Here is a 15,750-nt window from a genome sequence, read left to right as displayed (position 1 = left end):
GGACTGCACTACCTCGTTAGTGATGGCTGATCTGGCATGCAGCCAAGTGGCGCTACGGATCAGCGTCAGACACTTCAATCCGGACGAGGTGAGGCAGTTCATTGCCCTGCGCCAAGAGCTTGGCAGTTGCGGCTCAGGTTTATAGTGCCGGTCTGCACCTGAAATCAGGCTGCTTCTTTGCTCAACAATTGCTCCACACTTGCTTGCCTGCAGACCGAATCGAATCACCATGAGCCAGACCCCAACCTCCAACACCGTTTTTCCGCCCATCGCCTTTATTGGCGGCGGCAATATGGCTAGCGCCATCATGGGCGGCCTGATTCGCCAAGGCGTTCCCGCCAGCGCCATTACCGTGGTTGAGCCTTTTGAAGCTGCACGCGAGGCGCTCAAAGCGAATCTGGGCATCGACTCTCTGCCAGCCGCAACGCCAGCCCTGCAAAACGCCCAACTGGTGGTGTGGGCCGTCAAGCCCCAAACCTTCAAGGATGCGGCAGCCCCCGTCGCGGCCCACACTCGCAGCGCCCTGCACCTGAGCGTGGCCGCCGGCATCACCACCAACAGCATCGCGGCTTGGGTTGCATCAAACCGCATCGTGCGCGCCATGCCCAACACGCCCGCGCTAGTGGGCAAGGGCATGACGGGTCTGTTCGCCAGCCCCGAGGTGGATGCAGCTGGCAAGGCGCTGATTGAATCCGTCATTGGCAGCACGGGCGAGCTGATGTGGGTGGACAAGGAAGAGCACCTCGACGCCGTAACCGCCCTCTCCGGCTCCGGCCCGGCCTATGTGTTTTTGTTTCTTGAAGCCATGACGCAAGCGGGCGTGAACATGGGCTTGTCTGCCGAGCAAAGCTACCAACTGGCCATTGCCACTTTTGCAGGCGGCTCTGAGCTGGCCGCTCGCTCCAGCGAAAGTGCCGAAGTGCTGCGCCAGCGCGTGACCAGCAAGGGCGGCACCACCTATGCAGCCATCACCCATATGCAAGAGCAAAAGCTGCCTGAGCACTTCATCGAAGCCATGCGCAAAGCGCAGGTTCGCGCACAAGAACTCGCTCTAGAGTTTGGCAAATAAAAAAACCGGCCTAGGCCGGTTTTTTTAAGTCTTTTAGCCTTCTAGTCCTTATGAATAATTGACTAGTAGCTATCAAAATAGGACTACTTCAGAGCAAAGCCCAAAGCCACGCCCGCGAAAATTGAAGCGCCAATCCAGTGGCTCTTGCTGAAGGCCACAAAGCAGCCTTCACGCGTGCGATGGCGAATCAGCGTGTAGTGCCAAACAATCTGCGCCGCCGCAACGCCCATGCCTAGCCAGAAGGGCCAGCCCAGCTGGTAAGGCGCTAGCACCCACGCAATCAAGCCCCAGCACAGTACAAAAAATCCCATCACGCCCAGCACATCAAAGCGGCCCAGCGTGATGGCCGAGGTTTTCATGCCGATCTTGAGGTCATCGTCGCGATCGACCATGGCGTACTCGGTGTCATAGGCCAGCACCAGAAACATATTGGCCAGCCACAGCGTCCAGGCGGTGGCGTTCACTTCCCCCGTCACCGCGGCAAAGGCAATCACGATGCCAAAGTTGAACGCAATGCCCAAGAAGGCCTGCGGCATGGCAAAAAAGCGCTTGGTGAAGGGGTAGAGGATGGTGAACAAAACGGCAGGAACCGACCACGCCACGGCCTGCCAACGCGTGGACAACACCAAACCAAACGAGATCAGCGTGAGCACCAGGCCGACCATGGCCGCCTCTTTGACCGAAACCTGCCCGCTGGTAATGGGGCGCTGTGTGGTGCGCTTGACATGCTTGTCAAAGTCACGATCGGCAATGTCATTGATGGTGCAGCCCGCGCTGCGCATCAGCACCGTGCCCAGCACAAAGACGATGAGCAGATGCCAGCCCGGAAAGCCGTTGGACGCCACCCACAAGGCCACCAGCGTGGGCCAAACCAGCACCAGCCAGCCAGCAGGGCGGTTAAAGCGAATCAAGTCCAGATACAGCGACAGGCGGCTGCGCTGCGCTGAGGAAGATGCGGGGCTGGGGGTGGGTGCGGAGACTGTCATTGCGAAAATCTTAAAGGTAGGCTTTGCTTATTGTGCCGCGCATGAAAAAGGCCGCATCAAGCGGCCTTCAAGACAGAGTCTGTCGCAGCGAATCGATTTATTCAGACAAACGCTTCACACCTGTGAGCGGGCTGGCATACACGGCATTGCGCAGCGCGGCAATCGCTTCGTAACGCGTAAAGCTGCGGCGCCAAGCCAGCACCACACGGCGAGTCGGCGGCGCAATGCCATCATCTTCGTGAATGGGCAGGTAACGGATATGCGGCTCATCCACACGGCGACGGCGCTCAGTGGGGGCAAGAGCTTCTTCGGGCACGGACATGCGCGGCACCAGCGTTACGCCCATGCCTGCAGCCACCATGTATTTGATGGTCTCAAGCGACGAGCCTTCAAACGTGCGGCGAATGCCTTCGGAGTTGCTGGCGTAGCGCGCAAACTCGGGGCAAACCTCGAGCACATGGTCGCGAAAGCAGTGGCCTGCGCCCAGCAGCAGCATGGTTTCGTTCTTGAGCTCTGTCGTGGAGACGCTTTTCTTTTGCGCCAGCGGGTGAGAGCTAGGTACGGCGGCCATGAAGGGCTCGTCATACAAAGGCGCCAGCGCCAGTCCGGTATCCGGAAAAGGCTCGGCCATGATGGCGCAGTCAATCTCACCGGTGCGCAGCATCTCCAGCAGCTTGGTCGTGAAGTTCTCCTGCAGCATCAGCGGCATCTGCGGCGTCATGTTGATGGAGTTGCGCACCAAGTCCGGCAGCAGGTAAGGACCTACTGTATAGATCACTCCCAGCGTCAGCACGCCAGACAGCGGGTCTTTGCCGCGCTTGGCAATTTCCTTGATCTCGCTGGCTTGCTCCAACACGCTTTGCGCTTGGCGCACGATTTCTTCACCCAGCGAGGTTACCGACACTTCACCAGCACTTCGCTCGAAAATCTTGACATCCAGCTCTTCCTCCAGCTTCTTGATGGCCACGGACAGCGTAGGCTGGGACACATAGCAAGCTTCGGCAGCACGGCCAAAATGCTTTTCCCGCGCTACGGCGACGATGTACTTCAATTCGGTAAGAGTCATAAAGAGTTGGTGATGGAGATTGTCAAAAAAAGTATTGACTCATCTCTTTGCTCGCATTCAAACACAGTTCAGATTAGCAAACGATTACAAACTGCCTGAGTTAAATGTAACCATTTGATGATATGCCCATTTTTTCAGCATTTTAGGCTTTGAGGTACTCGGCTTTACCCCCCAGCCAGCGGCTGACATGGCGCGCGGCCAATTGTGGGTTTTGCTCAAGCATGCGTGGAGCTAACTCTCGCGCCCAATCGAGCAGCAACAGATCCTGCTCCAAGTCCGCAAAACGCAGCATGGCCGCGCCGGATTGTCTGGCGCCCAAAAACTCGCCGGGGCCACGAATTTCAAGGTCACGCCGGGCGATCTCGAAGCCGTCGTTGGTCTCGGCCATGGCGCGCAATCGCTCTTTGCCGGTATCAGACAGCCGCCCGTTATCGTTGACCGAATACAGCAGCACGCAAGCTGATGCGGCGGCACCCCGCCCCACACGCCCGCGCAACTGGTGCAGCTGCGAAAGGCCAAAGCGCTCAGAGTGCTCAATCACCATCAAGCTGGCATTGGGCACGTCCACCCCCACTTCAATGACGGTGGTGGAGACCAGCACGCCCATGATGCCGGCAGAAAACAGCTCCATCACGGCTTTTTTCTCTGCCGTTGGCATGCGCGAATGCAGCAAACCCACCATCACGCCGGGCAGCATTTCACTCAGGTGTTCATGCGTTGCCGTGGCGTTAGACAGATCCAAGCTCTCGCTTTCTTCAATCAACGGGCACACCCAGTACACCTGCCGGCCGCTGGCGACCTGCGCGCCAATGCGCTCAATCACCTCATCTTTGCGGCTGTCGCCAATCAATTTGGTAACGATGGGCGTGCGCCCCGGCGGCAGCTCATCGATGGTGGAGACATCCAAATCCGCGTAATAGCTCATGGCCAAGGTGCGCGGAATGGGCGTGGCACTCATCATCAGCATATGCGGCTCAAGCCCTGTGGCCGCCAGCTTTTGCCGCAGTGCCAAGCGCTGTGCCACGCCAAAGCGGTGCTGCTCATCAATCACAGCTAGCGCCAAATTTTTGAACTGCACCTGATCTTGAATGACGGCATGGGTGCCCACGACCAGCGCGGCCTCGCCACTGGCCACCAGCGCCAGCATCTCTGCACGCTCTTTTTTCTTTTGCGCGCCTGCCAGCCACGCCACTTTTTTACCCAAAGGCGCAAAAATTGGCTCCAGCCAGCCGACTAGTTTGCCGAAGTGCTGCTCGGCCAAAATTTCAGTCGGCGCCATCAGCGCGCATTGCCATCCGGCCTCAATACAGGCCATTGCAGACAAAGCCGCCACCACGGTCTTGCCCGAGCCCACATCGCCCTGCAGCAAGCGGTGCATGGGAATGTGGCTTTCTATATCCGCACGAATCTCCCCCACCACGCGCTGCTGCGCGCCAGTCAGGCCAAACGGCAGTTGAGCCAAAAATTGCTCACTCAGGTCTGGCATCCCTTGCAGCGGTTTGAGCACGGGGGCGCGAAGACGGGCTCGCTCGCGTTTGGCTTCGTATTGCGATAGCTGCTGGGCCAGCAGCTCCTCAGCTTTGAGGCGCTGCCAAGCAGGGTGAGAGTGATCTTCCAGCGTGGCCAACGCAACATCCGCCGTAGGGTGATGCAAAAAAGTGAGCGCATTACGCAGGTCATAAAAGGACTGTTGGCCATTTTGGCTATAAAAATGTGCCACGGGTGGCTGCTCGCCCGGCGGCAGAGTTTCAGACAAATCAGCCCGCAGCAAGGCCGAGACAACGGCACGGCGCAGATAGGCTTGGGGCAGCGTGGCCGTAGCGGGGTAGACCGGCGTTAACGCCGTGGGCAACTCGCCTCCCGCAACGCGAAAGGCCGGGTGCATCATTTGTCGCCCCCAAAATCCGCCCTTAACCTCGCCCCGAATACGCAGGCGCGCACCGACAGCCATGGTTTTTTGCTGCGATGGGTAGAAGCTGAAAAAACTCAATACGCAAGTGCCCGTGCCGTCATCCACCGTCACTTTAAGCATGCGCCGGGGGCGCAGCTGCACCTCGCTGTGCGTGACGGTGGCTTCGATCTGTACGGTTTCACCATCACGCGCATTTTTGAGAGGGGTGATGCGTGTTTCATCCTCGTAGCGCAGCGGCAGGTGCAAGGCCAGATCAATATCACGCGTCAGCCCCAGCTTGATGAGGGCTTGCTGCGCCGGGCTGATGGTTTTTTTCGGTGCCGCGCCAGCGTCTGGCGCAGCCTTTGTGGCGCGACCAGCACCGCGCTTGGCGGAAACTGCCTTGGCAGCAGGCTTGGGCTCAGCAACAGGCTTTTTTGACACAGGCAACGCAGACTCCTTGGCTACACTACTCGCTCACCGGGAAGTAGTGTATTTATATACAGCATTTTGCACGTTTTCGAGCATGCATTGGCGAACGAACAGCTGTCAAAATCACTACCATCGCAAATTGTTACTTTCTGTCTTCCCGATAATCCATGTTGAAGCGCGTTGATGTTGAGCACCTGTGTCCAGGAATGTTTGTCCATGAGTTTTGCGGCTCATGGATGGAGCACCCCTTCCTGCGCACCCGCTTTTTGCTCAACGAGCCCAACGACTTGGAGCGACTGCGCGCCACCACCATCCGTCAGGTGTGGATTGATACCAGTAAGGGTTTAGACATTCCGGCCGAAGTCACTGCTGCTGAAGAAGTCGATTCACCACCCGAGGAGACAGACAAGCAACTGGCGCAGCAAGCCAAACCCAGTAGCACAAGCAAGGAGCTGCATCAGGCCCGCGCCATCATTGGCCAAGCGCGTGAAACGCTCAAAACCATGCTGCACGATGTGCGGCTAGGTCGCCCTCCGGATTTGCCAGCAGCAGGGCAGCTCATTGATGAGATGACGCTTTCTATCAAGCGCAACCCTCATGCTCTGATCAGCTTGGCGCGCTTGAAAACGGCGGACAACTACTCCTATATGCATAGCATTGCAGTTGGCGCGCTGATGATTGGTCTGGCACGCCGCATGGGGCACGACGACAATCAGGTTCGCCAAGCCGGTCTGGCCGGCCTGCTGCACGATGTGGGCAAGACACGGGTGCCTCTGACCGTACTCAACAAGCCTGGCCCGCTGGATCCGCAGGAATGGGCCATCATGAAATCGCATGCGCAGTGGGGCTATGAAATTCTTCAGCCGCTGCCGCTGGATGAATCCATTGCCGAGGCCTGCCTGCACCATCACGAGAAAATTGATGGCTCTGGCTACCCCGATGGATTGAAGCAAAGCGAAATCAGCCTGCTGGCGCGCATGGCATCAATATGTGATGTGTATGACGCCGTAACATCAGACCGCCCCTACAAGGAAGGCTGGCAACCCGCTATCGCACTGCAGCGCATGGCTCAGTGGACGCCCCAGCAGTTTGACAAAAGTATCTTTCAACAATTTGTGCAAACCGTCGGCATCTACCCACTGGGCTCCTTAGTTCGCCTGCAGTCCGAGCACCTGGCCATTGTGCTCGATGTCTCAGATAACCGATTACTCACCCCGCAAGTCAGGCGCTTTTACTGCCTGCGCGAGCAGCGGCGAATCACCCCTGGGATTGTGGACCTCGCGCTACCGGAGGCAAACAACAGTATCACCGGGCGCGAAGACCCGGCTGACTGGCCTTTCAAAAATCTCGATGAGCTGTGGCACGGGTTCAGCAGCACACACAGCAATTCACAGCCCTGAGGGCTGCAGCCCTAATGGCGATTTGAGACAATCGCCCACTTGTTTGATTGAACTTGGAACGGGCCCCGTTCGGCCCTCAAGCCCCGCATGTCTTCCAGCACCCGTGAATTCACACTCAACGACTTCGACTTTCACCTGCCCGAGTCGCTGATCGCCCAGCACCCCACCGCCGTTCGCAGCGCATCCCGCCTACTCGATGGGAGAAGCCACCCCGCCACTGACCGCATCTTCCGCGAGCTGCCCGAGTTGCTGCAAAGCGGCGATTTGTTGATCTTCAACGACACCAAAGTCATCAAGGCCCGCGTGTTTGGCGAAAAAGCCAGCGGCGGCAAGATCGAACTCTTGGTGGAGCGCGTACTGCAGAACAACGAAGTCGTGGCGCACATGCGCGTGAGCAAGAAACCCTTGCCCGGCGCAAAAATTCATTTGTGCGGCGGCCTGAAAAACGGTGGCTTTGAGGCTACTTTGCTGGGCCGCTGGCCTGATGAAAACGGCCCGCTGTTTCACCTGTCCTTCAAAGGCAACAACGGCGAGACGCCTTACGACTTGCTCGATCAGTTCGGCCACCTGCCGCTGCCCCCTTATATCGAGCGCCACCAAAGCACGGGCGACGACCCCAACGAGGCACAAGACACCGAGCGCTATCAAACCGTGTTTGCCGCCCACCCCGGCGCAGTAGCAGCTCCCACAGCCGCCCTGCACTTTGACGAATCCGTGCTCGCCGCCCTGCAAGCCAAGGGCGTGGAGCGCGCCAGCGTCACCCTGCACGTGGGCGCAGGCACCTTCCAGCCCGTCAAGACCGAAAACTTGGCCGAGCACACCATGCACAGCGAGTGGTATGACATTCCCATGTCCACGCTCGCCGCCATGGAACGCTGCCGCCAGCGCGGCGGCCGCATCATCGCCGTAGGCACAACCACCGTGCGCACCCTAGAGTCTTGGGCTAAATACGGCAACGTGACGGGCAACACCAGCATCTTCATCACCCCCGGTTTTCAATACCAGGTGGTAGACATGCTGATTACCAACTTCCATCTGCCCAAAAGTACACTCATGATGCTGGTCAGCGCCTTTGCCGGCTACGAGCACATCATGGGTATGTACCAGCATGCGATTGCCCAGCACTACCGTTTCTTCAGCTACGGCGACTCGATGCTGCTGGAGCGCAAGCGCTGATTAACTACAGAGTGAGCCTGCATTTCATCCGCTTGGAGTATCGAGTTACATGAAATGCAGCTTGAATCACTTCTTGGTGGTAGATTCCTCGGCTTAGCCAAAATGTTTATTCAGACATAGAAACTCATGGAAATACAAAACCAAAACCCACAAGATGAAGAGCTTGATCTGCTGGACCTGCTGGTAACACTCGCAGAAAACTGGAAGCTATTAATTTTTGGACCACTGATCGCAGGCATCTTGGCATTTGGCATTGGTTTTGTCATTCCAAAAACTTTCGAAAGCCGCTCCTCCGTTCAAGTCGAGCGCCCTGGGTCAAGTTTTTTGGCACCTATGGCCGCTAGTTTGGCAATGTCAGCGGACGTTCTTCAGCAGATTGCTCCCGTTGCAGGCTTGGACGACGGCCTGACTGTTGAAGAAATTTACAAAAAACTAAGCAAGCGCATCAATGTCAGCGTCGGCAAGCAAGACAAGTTGCTGAACATTGAGACGCAAGCCAAATCACCTGAAGCCGCTCAAAAGTTGAATCAGGCTTTGCTGGACACACTTTTCCCATTAAGCCAGCCGCGCGGTCTGGAGAAGAAACAGATTCAAATCCAACTAGACAGCGAAAAAGCACGTCTGCAGGAATCCCTCAAGCTCGAGCATGACACCTCCGCCAGCATTGCATCCGGCAAAAGTGTGAGTGAAGCGACTAGCCGCCTATACGGTGAGCTCCTTTCCGGCAACAGTAATCGTCAAAGGGCAATTCTGGACATGGAGCGCCGTCTTGAAGGCTTGAACAAGGACGATATTATTCAGATGCCTACTCTGCCTGAGCAGTCGGTCAAACCCAAGAAATCACTGCTGGCCATTGGTGGAGCCGTCGCTACTGCCTTTGCTCTGCTGCTGTTCGTCTTCATCCGACAAGCGCTACGCGCGGCCAAAGAATCTTCGCCTGAGCAAGCAGAAAAACTGGCCCGTATTCGCAGCGCGATGCCCTGGTAAAGCAAGCCACCGCACTCACAAGCCCGCGATAATATTCGCGGGCTTTTTTATAAGTACTGGTACTTTTATTAATCGTGCGTGCGCCTAAACTCCTTGGCCTCACCAAAGTGCCCATTACCGATAAACGGTATGGGCGGGCGAAGTGCCGACAGCGGTGAGGGATGGTTGCTCATCAGCACCAAGTGCCCGCGACCCTCAGGAATCAACACTCGCTTGGCTTGGGCATGAGCCCCCCAGAGCATGAAAACCTTGGGACGACCTTGCTCAGCCACGTGACAAATGATGGAGTCGGTCAGCGCCTCCCAACCTTTTTTGGCATGGCTGGCTGGCTGGCCTTCTTCCACCGTCAAACAAGTATTGAGCAGCAACACACCCTGCTCAGCCCAACTCGCTAGACTGCCGCCGGGCACCGGGAAGGCGGGGAGCGGCTCCCCCAGATCTCGCTGTATCTCTTTGAAGATATTTTTAAGCGATGGCGGAATACCTACACCCGGCGCCACTGAGAAAGCCAGCCCTTCTGCCTGTCCACGGCCGTGATAGGGGTCTTGCCCCAAGATGACGACGCGCACATTTTCTGGCTCTGTTAACTCCAGGGCTCTCAACGGCGCAGGGGGAAAGATTACAGCGCCAGCAGCAAGTCTTTGCTCCAAAAACTCCAACAGCGTGCGGCCCGTCGAGCCCTCAAAAAAAGTATCCACCAACGCTTTCCAGCCTGACGTCACTGGCCAAGCCTGTGGGTCACAGCCTTGCAGTTGCGTGACGCTAGGCTCGCCCCAATTCAAACTCTGGCTTGTCAAGTTCATAAAAAGTTCACCTGTCTCAATGACGCATAGCAAAAAACAAAGGGTAAACCCTTTATTTTTAACTAAAAATACCTGATTTCAGTGAGTGACATGTCGTCACAAATTGCAAAGAATTAACTTCAATACAGCCGACCGTTTGACGGTTCAGGCTTACAAGGAGTTATTCATGTACACGTCTTACGCCACTGCCTCACGCAACACAGCCACAACGGGATTTTTTTCATCCCCCCGCTCCGCCTTCAATCGAGGGCCGCAAGGCTTTAAGTTTGCCAACTGGGAGCTACGCCTGCGCTCGCGTAGCCTCGTCAGCGGTGCGGGAGACGAGGTCAATCTCACAAAAACAGAGTTTTCTCTGCTATTGGCTTTACTCAAATGCCCCAAGCAAATCATGAGCCGTGAGCAAATCATGGACATGACTCATGCCGAAGACGAGGTCTTTGACCGCGCTATTGATGTGCAAATGCTGCGTCTACGTCGCAAGATAGAAACATCGGCTCGCACGCCAGCGCTACTGAAGACCAAGCGTGGCTTGGGCTACTTTTTGGATGCCGATGTGCAGGTTTTGACCTAAACCTGCCGCAGCCGCGTCAGTTACTGAAACAATTTGGCCAGCGCCTCACCCGGCTCAGGTGCGCGCATAAAGGCCTCACCCACCAAGAACGCGTCGATACCGGCATCACGCAGGGTCTTCACATCGGTGTGCGTCAAAATTCCGGACTCCGTCACCAGCAAACGGTCCGCAGGCACATCGTTCTTGAGTGCAATCGTGGTCTGAATGTCCACCTCAAAAGTGCGCAGATTGCGGTTGTTGATCCCCACCAGCGGTGTCTTGAGCTTTAGCGCACGTTGCAGCTCCTCAGCGTCATGCACTTCGACGAGCACCGCCATGTCCAAGTAAAAAGCAATCTGCTCCATCTCGGCCATTTGCGCGTCATCCAGACAAGCGGCAATCAGCAGCACGCAGTCAGCGCCCATCACGCGGGACTCGTAGATTTGGTAAGGATCGACCATAAAGTCCTTGCGCAGCACGGGCAGGAGTGTGCTGGCACGGGCTTGCTTGAGGTAGTCGGGCTGGCCTTGAAAGAACTGACGATCGGTCAGCACCGACAAACAAGCCGCACTGACCTTGCCGTCACCGACCATATAGCTCTGGGCGATGTCTGTAGGGTCAAAGTCAGCACGAATCACGCCCTTGCTGGGGCTGGCCTTCTTGACTTCGGCAATCACACCCGCCTGACCCTTGGCAATTTTTGCGCGAATAGCGCCCACAAAATCGCGTGTAGAAATGCGGCTTTCCGCGTCGCGGCGCATCTCTTCAAACGACACAGCTTTCTTGGCTGCTCCCACTTCCTGGACTTTGACGTCACAGATTTTTTTCAGAATATCGGACATTTCAAATCTTTCTCGTTAACTTTGGGGCGCCGTACTGATGCCTATGCCTGAGCGGCGAATACCCAACCGCGCCGCCATCTGTTGGACCAAGGCATGTAGCGCCTCCTGACCCTGCACCGCATGCCCTTCATGCAGCACTGTACACAGCACCATCACCGGGCCTTTGCGCACATGGCGCAGCTCAATGCGCCAGCCATAGCAGCGGCGGGACTTATCGGCAAATGCAATGCAACCCAGACTCCACTCCAACGCGGGATTGAGCTGCCACTGATGCTCGGGCTCGCAACCCAGAGTCTTCACCTGCCGCGCTCTCAGATCCACCCGGCAGCCACGGCCTTGGTCGGACTTCAGGCTTCCCTCACCCAGAGGCCAGCTAAGCCTGCGACTCCGAGCATGACGTACAGCCCAGATTACAGCGATCAATGCCGGAGGCAGCCACATGTCAGCGCCACTGGTGGACTGTACCCACGCCAGCAGTATCAGCCCAGCAATGGCCGCAGCGACCACCTGAGGCACGACCAGCCACGCCGGCGGGGTGAGGTGTATGTACTCAGGCAGATCCCAGACAGCCTCAGACTCCACCATTCGCTGCAAAGGTGCCAACGCATCATGCAGCGAAGCTTGCGTCATGCGTTCAGATTGGCGGTGTAAGCCACCAATTGCTGGAGCTTGGCCAGTGCCGCACCACTGTCCACGGCCTTTTGGGCACGCTCCAGTCCGTCTTCAATCGAGCTGGCTACATTGGCGGCATACAGGGCTGCACCTGCGTTCAAGCAGACGATATCGCGTGCCGGGCCTGGCTCACCTTGTAGCACACCCAGCAGCATGGCTTTGGATTCTTCCGGGTTCTCGACCTTGAGCGAACGGGTGCCTGCCATGCGCAGGCCAAAGTCTTCGGGATGGATTTCGTACTCACGCACCATGCCGTCTTTGAGCTCGCCCACCAGCGTGCCTGCACCCAAACTGATTTCGTCCAGACCATCGCGGCCATAGACGACCAGCGCGTGCTCTGCGCCCAGACGCTGCAGCGCACGCACTTGAATGCCGACCAGGTCCTCGTGGAACACGCCCATCAAAATATTGGGAGCACTGGCCGGGTTAGTCAGCGGGCCCAGGATGTTGAAGATGGTGCGCACGCCCAGCTCTTTGCGCACGGGTGCCACATTCTTCATGGCGGGGTGATGGTTGGGCGCGAACATGAAGCCGATGCCCACGTCGCGGATGCAATCAGCAATTTGCGCAGCGTTCAGGTTGATGTTGACGCCCAGCGCCTCCATCGCGTCTGCGCTGCCGCTTTTGCTGCTGACGCTGCGGCCGCCATGTTTGCTGACCTTGCCGCCCGCCGCCGAAATCACAAAGGTGGAGCAAGTCGAGATGTTGAAGGTGTTGGCGCCATCGCCGCCTGTACCCACGATGTCGACCAGATGGGTCTTGTCGTGCACGTTCACCTTGAGCGAAAACTCGCGCATCACCTCGGCGGCTGCCGAGATTTCGCCAATGGTTTCCTTCTTCACGCGCAGGCCGGTGAGGATGGATGCGGTCATGACAGGGGACAGCTCGCCGCGCATGATCATGCGCATCAGATGCAGCATCTCATCGTGGAAGATTTCGCGGTGCTCGATCGTGCGTTGCAGCGCTTCTTGGGCAGTAATCATTGCCATATCTCTCTATGTTTTTAAGAGCTGCCTGCGCCTGTCTTTTCTGGGTTTCTTATGGTTTTCATTCTCAACCCCAGATAAGACGAGCGCTACCAGCTACTGATTTATGAGTGAAACCCGGTTTACTTCTGATCCAGAAAGTTCTTGAGCATGGCATGGCCGTGCTCTGTCAAGATGCTTTCGGGGTGAAACTGCACGCCCTCAATCGCCAGCGTCTTGTGGCGCACGCCCTGAATTTCACCATCTTCACTGGTAGCAGTGATTTCAAGACACTCCGGCAGCGTGTTTTTGTCGATCACCAGAGAGTGATAGCGATTGACCGTAAACGCCTGAGGTAGCTCAGCAAACACGCCCTTCTGATCGGTGTGGATGAAGCTGGTTTTGCCATGCATTTGCTGGCCCGCGCGGATGATGTCGCCGCCGAACGCTGCACCAATGCTCTGGTGGCCCAGACACACGCCCAGAATGGGCAGCTTGCCCGCAAAATGCTTGATCGCAGCCACCGATATTCCAGCCTCGTTGGGCGAGCAAGGGCCGGGCGAAATCACCAGGCGCTCAATGCCCTCGCGTGCGATCAGCGCCTCCACATCGGCCACGGTGGCTTCATCGTTGCGCACCACGGTCACCTCGGCACCCAGCTCGCCAAAGTACTGAACGATGTTGTAGGTAAAGCTGTCGTAGTTATCGACCATCAGTAACTTCATGGTCTTACTCCTGATTGTGCGTTTTTGGAGTCCCGCGCAGACGCGCGAATTCACTGTGTTCATAGGCGATGCACTCTTCCATCAGCTGGCGGTACACGGCCTCCATCACATCAGCCTGACCGCCTTCCTGCAACGTGCGCTCACGCACGCGGCTGACGATGGCTTCAATACGATCTTCATCGCGCACCTGGCTCACATCGCCCTTGATGCGTGCGGCCTGCTGCATATAGCCAATGCGTGTGACCAGCAGCGGCACCAGCACATCGTCCAGTGCATTCACATTGCGACGCACATCTTCCATGCTGGTGCAGGGCTGTACCAAATCGATTGCCTTGTTCATTCCAGCCCCTCCTCGACCAACTCAGCCGCACGCAGCAAGGCGCGGGCCTTGTGCTCGGTTTCTCTCCATTCCATCTCGGGCACAGAGTCGGCCACCACACCCGCTGCGGCTTGCACATACAGCATGTTGTCTTTGATGACACCGGTGCGAATCGCAATCGCCAGATCCATATCGCCCGCAAAGCTCAGGTAGCCGCAAGCGCCGCCGTAAATACCTCGCTTGGTCGGCTCGAGCTGGTCGATGACCTCCATCGCATGCACCTTGGGCGCGCCGGTCAGCGTGCCCGCAGGGAAGGTGGATTTGAAGACGTCCATATTGTCCATGCCGTCCTGCAAGATGCCTTCCACATTGCTCACGATGTGCATGACATGGCTATAGCGCTCTACCGAGAAAGCCTCGGTCACCTTCACGCTGCCGGTCTTAGCGATGCGGCCAATGTCGTTGCGCGCCAGGTCAATCAGCATCACGTGCTCGGCACGCTCCTTGGGGTCAGCAATGAGCTCTTGCTCGATGGCCTTGTCCAACTCCACCGTATTGCCACGCGGGCGGGTTCCAGCCAGCGGGCGAATGGTGACTTTTTGGCCGTCAGGCGTGCTTTCTTGGCGCACCAAAATCTCGGGGCTGGCACCCACCACATGGAAGTCACCGAAATGGTAGAAGTACATGTAAGGGCTGGGGTTCAGCGAGCGAAGTGCGCGGTACAAACTCAGCGGCGATGCGGTGAAACGCTTTTGAATGCGCTGACCGACCTGCACCTGCATGAAGTCGCCCGCCGCAATCAGATCCTTGGCCTTTTGCACGGCAGCCAAATAGTCTTGCTTGTCAAAACTACGCTCGGCCGGGTAGCTCTCACCCGCGCGAATCTGCGGCGCACTGACTGAGTAGCGCAGCTGATCCTTCAACTGGCGCAGGCGCTTCTTGGCCTTGCCAAAGGCTTCGGCCTCGGCAGGGTTGGCATAGACGATGAGGTAGAGCTTGCCAGAGAGGTTGTCGATGACAGCCACCTCTTCGCACTGCAGGAGCATGATGTCGGGCGTGCCCAGACTGTCAGGCGGGCAGGATTTTTCGAGCTTTTTCTCGATATATCGCACCGCGTCATAGCCAAAGTAGCCCGCCAGACCGCCGCAAAAGCGCGGCATGCCGGGGGTAATTGCCACTTTGAAGCGCTGCTGGTAGGCGGCGATGAAGTCCAACGGGTTGCCGCTGGCGGTTTCCACCACCTTGCCATCGGTTACTACTTCGGTCTTGGCTTCATCGCCAAAGCCCGATGCGCGCACAAAGCTGCGTGCGGGCAGGCCGATAAAGCTGTAGCGACCAAAGCGCTCGCCGCCGACTACGGATTCCAGCAAAAAGCTGTACTTGCCGTCGCCATTGGCGTGGGCCAGCTTGAGGTATAGAGAAAGCGGGGTTTCGAGGTCGGCAAACGCCTCGATCAACAAAGGGATGCGGTTAAAGCCTTGGGCCGCAAGAGACTTGAATTCCAGTTCCGTGATCACGGTGAAAACTCCGGAGACATGGCGCATGGCTCACCTGCTCTGACTTGCTTGAGATGGCAGGTGACGCTTGATTGTCTGGGGGTGCGCCGGTTCATTCCATGGCCCGAGGGTGGGCCGCGAGTGCACGCCGGGCTCGCGGCCGGGTGCTTTAGCAGTTCAGATACGTAGGCTTACGCCAGGGCCAGGCTCCCCGGTCTCCACAACCTGCATTGAACGTGCGATGAATGAACATGATTGAAGCAGTGTAGCGCATACAAAGACGGGCCAAAGCCTCGTGCCATTTGGCTGCTGCAAACACCCCAAGGCAAAGGCTCACATACTCGGGTGAATCCTGATTGTCGCAAGCACTT

At 57.3% G+C, this 15,750-nt stretch carries 15 protein-coding genes; 5 read left to right on the top strand and 10 right to left on the bottom strand.

What is annotated here, in order from left to right; genetic code table 11:
* The first annotated feature begins 229 nt into the window (after window positions 1-229).
* A complete protein-coding gene (gene proC / locus KUF54_RS14120) occupies window positions 230-1,069 on the top strand; it encodes a pyrroline-5-carboxylate reductase (RefSeq protein WP_219343411.1) in 840 nt (279 codons plus the stop codon).
* A gap of 83 nt (window positions 1,070-1,152) precedes the next feature.
* Here the strand turns inward: proC and ubiA are convergent, their stop codons facing one another.
* From ubiA to recG, 3 genes are all read right to left on the bottom strand, one after another.
* On the bottom strand, window positions 1,153-2,055 hold the full coding sequence (gene ubiA, locus KUF54_RS14115) for a 4-hydroxybenzoate octaprenyltransferase (RefSeq protein WP_219343410.1): 903 nt from the start codon (window positions 2,053-2,055) through the stop codon (window positions 1,153-1,155).
* Window positions 2,056-2,152: 97 nt separating this feature from the next.
* On the bottom strand, window positions 2,153-3,121 hold the full coding sequence (locus KUF54_RS14110) for a LysR substrate-binding domain-containing protein (protein ID WP_219343409.1): 969 nt from the start codon (window positions 3,119-3,121) through the stop codon (window positions 2,153-2,155).
* A gap of 142 nt (window positions 3,122-3,263) precedes the next feature.
* A complete protein-coding gene (gene recG, locus KUF54_RS14105; protein ID WP_219343408.1) occupies window positions 3,264-5,462 on the bottom strand; it encodes an ATP-dependent DNA helicase RecG in 2,199 nt (732 codons plus the stop codon).
* Window positions 5,463-5,611: 149 nt separating this feature from the next.
* Here recG and KUF54_RS14100 point away from each other — a divergent pair, with 149 nt between their 5' ends.
* From KUF54_RS14100 to KUF54_RS14090, 3 genes are all read left to right on the top strand, one after another.
* Window positions 5,612-6,844, top strand: a complete 1,233-nt coding sequence (locus tag KUF54_RS14100) for an HD-GYP domain-containing protein (protein ID WP_219343407.1) — start codon at window positions 5,612-5,614, stop codon at window positions 6,842-6,844.
* A gap of 87 nt (window positions 6,845-6,931) precedes the next feature.
* Window positions 6,932-8,020: a tRNA preQ1(34) S-adenosylmethionine ribosyltransferase-isomerase QueA gene (gene queA, locus KUF54_RS14095; RefSeq protein ID WP_219343406.1), complete on the top strand. Its 1,089-nt coding sequence runs from the start codon at window positions 6,932-6,934 to the stop codon at window positions 8,018-8,020.
* Window positions 8,021-8,146: 126 nt separating this feature from the next.
* On the top strand, window positions 8,147-9,007 hold the full coding sequence (locus KUF54_RS14090) for a Wzz/FepE/Etk N-terminal domain-containing protein (protein ID WP_219343405.1): 861 nt from the start codon (window positions 8,147-8,149) through the stop codon (window positions 9,005-9,007).
* Window positions 9,008-9,075: 68 nt separating this feature from the next.
* Here the strand turns inward: KUF54_RS14090 and KUF54_RS14085 are convergent, their stop codons facing one another.
* The gene (locus KUF54_RS14085; protein WP_219343404.1) at window positions 9,076-9,810 is read right to left on the bottom strand and encodes a uracil-DNA glycosylase; all 735 of its coding nucleotides are present in this window, start codon (window positions 9,808-9,810) and stop codon (window positions 9,076-9,078) included.
* A gap of 166 nt (window positions 9,811-9,976) precedes the next feature.
* Here KUF54_RS14085 and KUF54_RS14080 point away from each other — a divergent pair, with 166 nt between their 5' ends.
* A complete protein-coding gene (locus tag KUF54_RS14080; protein WP_219343403.1) occupies window positions 9,977-10,381 on the top strand; it encodes a winged helix-turn-helix domain-containing protein in 405 nt (134 codons plus the stop codon).
* A gap of 20 nt (window positions 10,382-10,401) precedes the next feature.
* Here KUF54_RS14080 and trpC read toward each other — a convergent pair whose 3' ends face one another.
* The 6 genes from trpC to trpE all read right to left on the bottom strand — a co-directional run bounded on the left by trpC (window position 10,402) and on the right by trpE (window position 15,400).
* On the bottom strand, window positions 10,402-11,202 hold the full coding sequence (trpC, locus tag KUF54_RS14075; RefSeq protein WP_219343402.1) for an indole-3-glycerol phosphate synthase TrpC: 801 nt from the start codon (window positions 11,200-11,202) through the stop codon (window positions 10,402-10,404).
* Window positions 11,203-11,217: 15 nt separating this feature from the next.
* A complete protein-coding gene (locus tag KUF54_RS14070; protein ID WP_219343401.1) occupies window positions 11,218-11,832 on the bottom strand; it encodes a hypothetical protein in 615 nt (204 codons plus the stop codon).
* Window positions 11,829-12,863 carry an anthranilate phosphoribosyltransferase gene (gene trpD / locus KUF54_RS14065; protein WP_219343400.1) on the bottom strand — a complete coding sequence of 345 codons (1,035 nt, stop codon included), beginning with the start codon at window positions 12,861-12,863 and terminating at the stop codon, window positions 11,829-11,831. The genes KUF54_RS14070 and trpD overlap by 4 nt, the downstream gene beginning before the upstream one ends.
* A 119-nt stretch (window positions 12,864-12,982) precedes the next feature.
* Entirely contained in the window at window positions 12,983-13,564 is a 582-nt protein-coding gene (locus tag KUF54_RS14060) for an aminodeoxychorismate/anthranilate synthase component II (protein ID WP_219343399.1), read from the bottom strand.
* Window positions 13,565-13,568: 4 nt separating this feature from the next.
* A complete protein-coding gene (locus KUF54_RS14055; protein ID WP_219343398.1) occupies window positions 13,569-13,904 on the bottom strand; it encodes a chorismate mutase in 336 nt (111 codons plus the stop codon).
* Complete coding sequence (gene trpE / locus KUF54_RS14050; protein ID WP_219343397.1) at window positions 13,901-15,400, bottom strand: anthranilate synthase component I; 1,500 nt, start codon at window positions 15,398-15,400, stop codon at window positions 13,901-13,903. The genes KUF54_RS14055 and trpE overlap by 4 nt, the downstream gene beginning before the upstream one ends.
* Window positions 15,401-15,750 lie beyond the last annotated feature (350 nt).

The sequence above is a fragment of the Comamonas sp. Y33R10-2 genome (assembly GCF_019355935.1).
In the GTDB taxonomy this organism is placed as follows: domain Bacteria; phylum Pseudomonadota; class Gammaproteobacteria; order Burkholderiales; family Burkholderiaceae_C; genus Comamonas.
This window is presented reverse-complemented; position numbering and strand designations above follow the sequence as displayed.

Bases quoted from the DNA above. Each gene is read 5' to 3' on its own strand.
- KUF54_RS14090 (WP_219343405.1), top strand. From the start codon at position 8,147: ATGGAAATACAAAACCAAAACCCACAAGATGAAGAGCTTGATCTGCTG.
- KUF54_RS14070 (WP_219343401.1), bottom strand. From the start codon at position 11,832: ATGACGCAAGCTTCGCTGCATGATGCGTTGGCACCTTTGCAGCGAATG.
- proC (WP_219343411.1), top strand. From the start codon at position 230: ATGAGCCAGACCCCAACCTCCAACACCGTTTTTCCGCCCATCGCCTTT.
- queA (WP_219343406.1), top strand. From the start codon at position 6,932: ATGTCTTCCAGCACCCGTGAATTCACACTCAACGACTTCGACTTTCAC.
- KUF54_RS14110 (WP_219343409.1), bottom strand. From the start codon at position 3,121: ATGACTCTTACCGAATTGAAGTACATCGTCGCCGTAGCGCGGGAAAAG.
- KUF54_RS14080 (WP_219343403.1), top strand. From the start codon at position 9,977: ATGTACACGTCTTACGCCACTGCCTCACGCAACACAGCCACAACGGGA.
- KUF54_RS14100 (WP_219343407.1), top strand. From the start codon at position 5,612: ATGTTGAAGCGCGTTGATGTTGAGCACCTGTGTCCAGGAATGTTTGTC.
- ubiA (WP_219343410.1), bottom strand. From the start codon at position 2,055: ATGACAGTCTCCGCACCCACCCCCAGCCCCGCATCTTCCTCAGCGCAG.
- KUF54_RS14085 (WP_219343404.1), bottom strand. From the start codon at position 9,810: ATGAACTTGACAAGCCAGAGTTTGAATTGGGGCGAGCCTAGCGTCACG.
- trpC (WP_219343402.1), bottom strand. From the start codon at position 11,202: ATGTCCGATATTCTGAAAAAAATCTGTGACGTCAAAGTCCAGGAAGTG.
- trpD (WP_219343400.1), bottom strand. From the start codon at position 12,863: ATGGCAATGATTACTGCCCAAGAAGCGCTGCAACGCACGATCGAGCAC.
- KUF54_RS14060 (WP_219343399.1), bottom strand. From the start codon at position 13,564: ATGAAGTTACTGATGGTCGATAACTACGACAGCTTTACCTACAACATC.
- KUF54_RS14055 (WP_219343398.1), bottom strand. From the start codon at position 13,904: ATGAACAAGGCAATCGATTTGGTACAGCCCTGCACCAGCATGGAAGAT.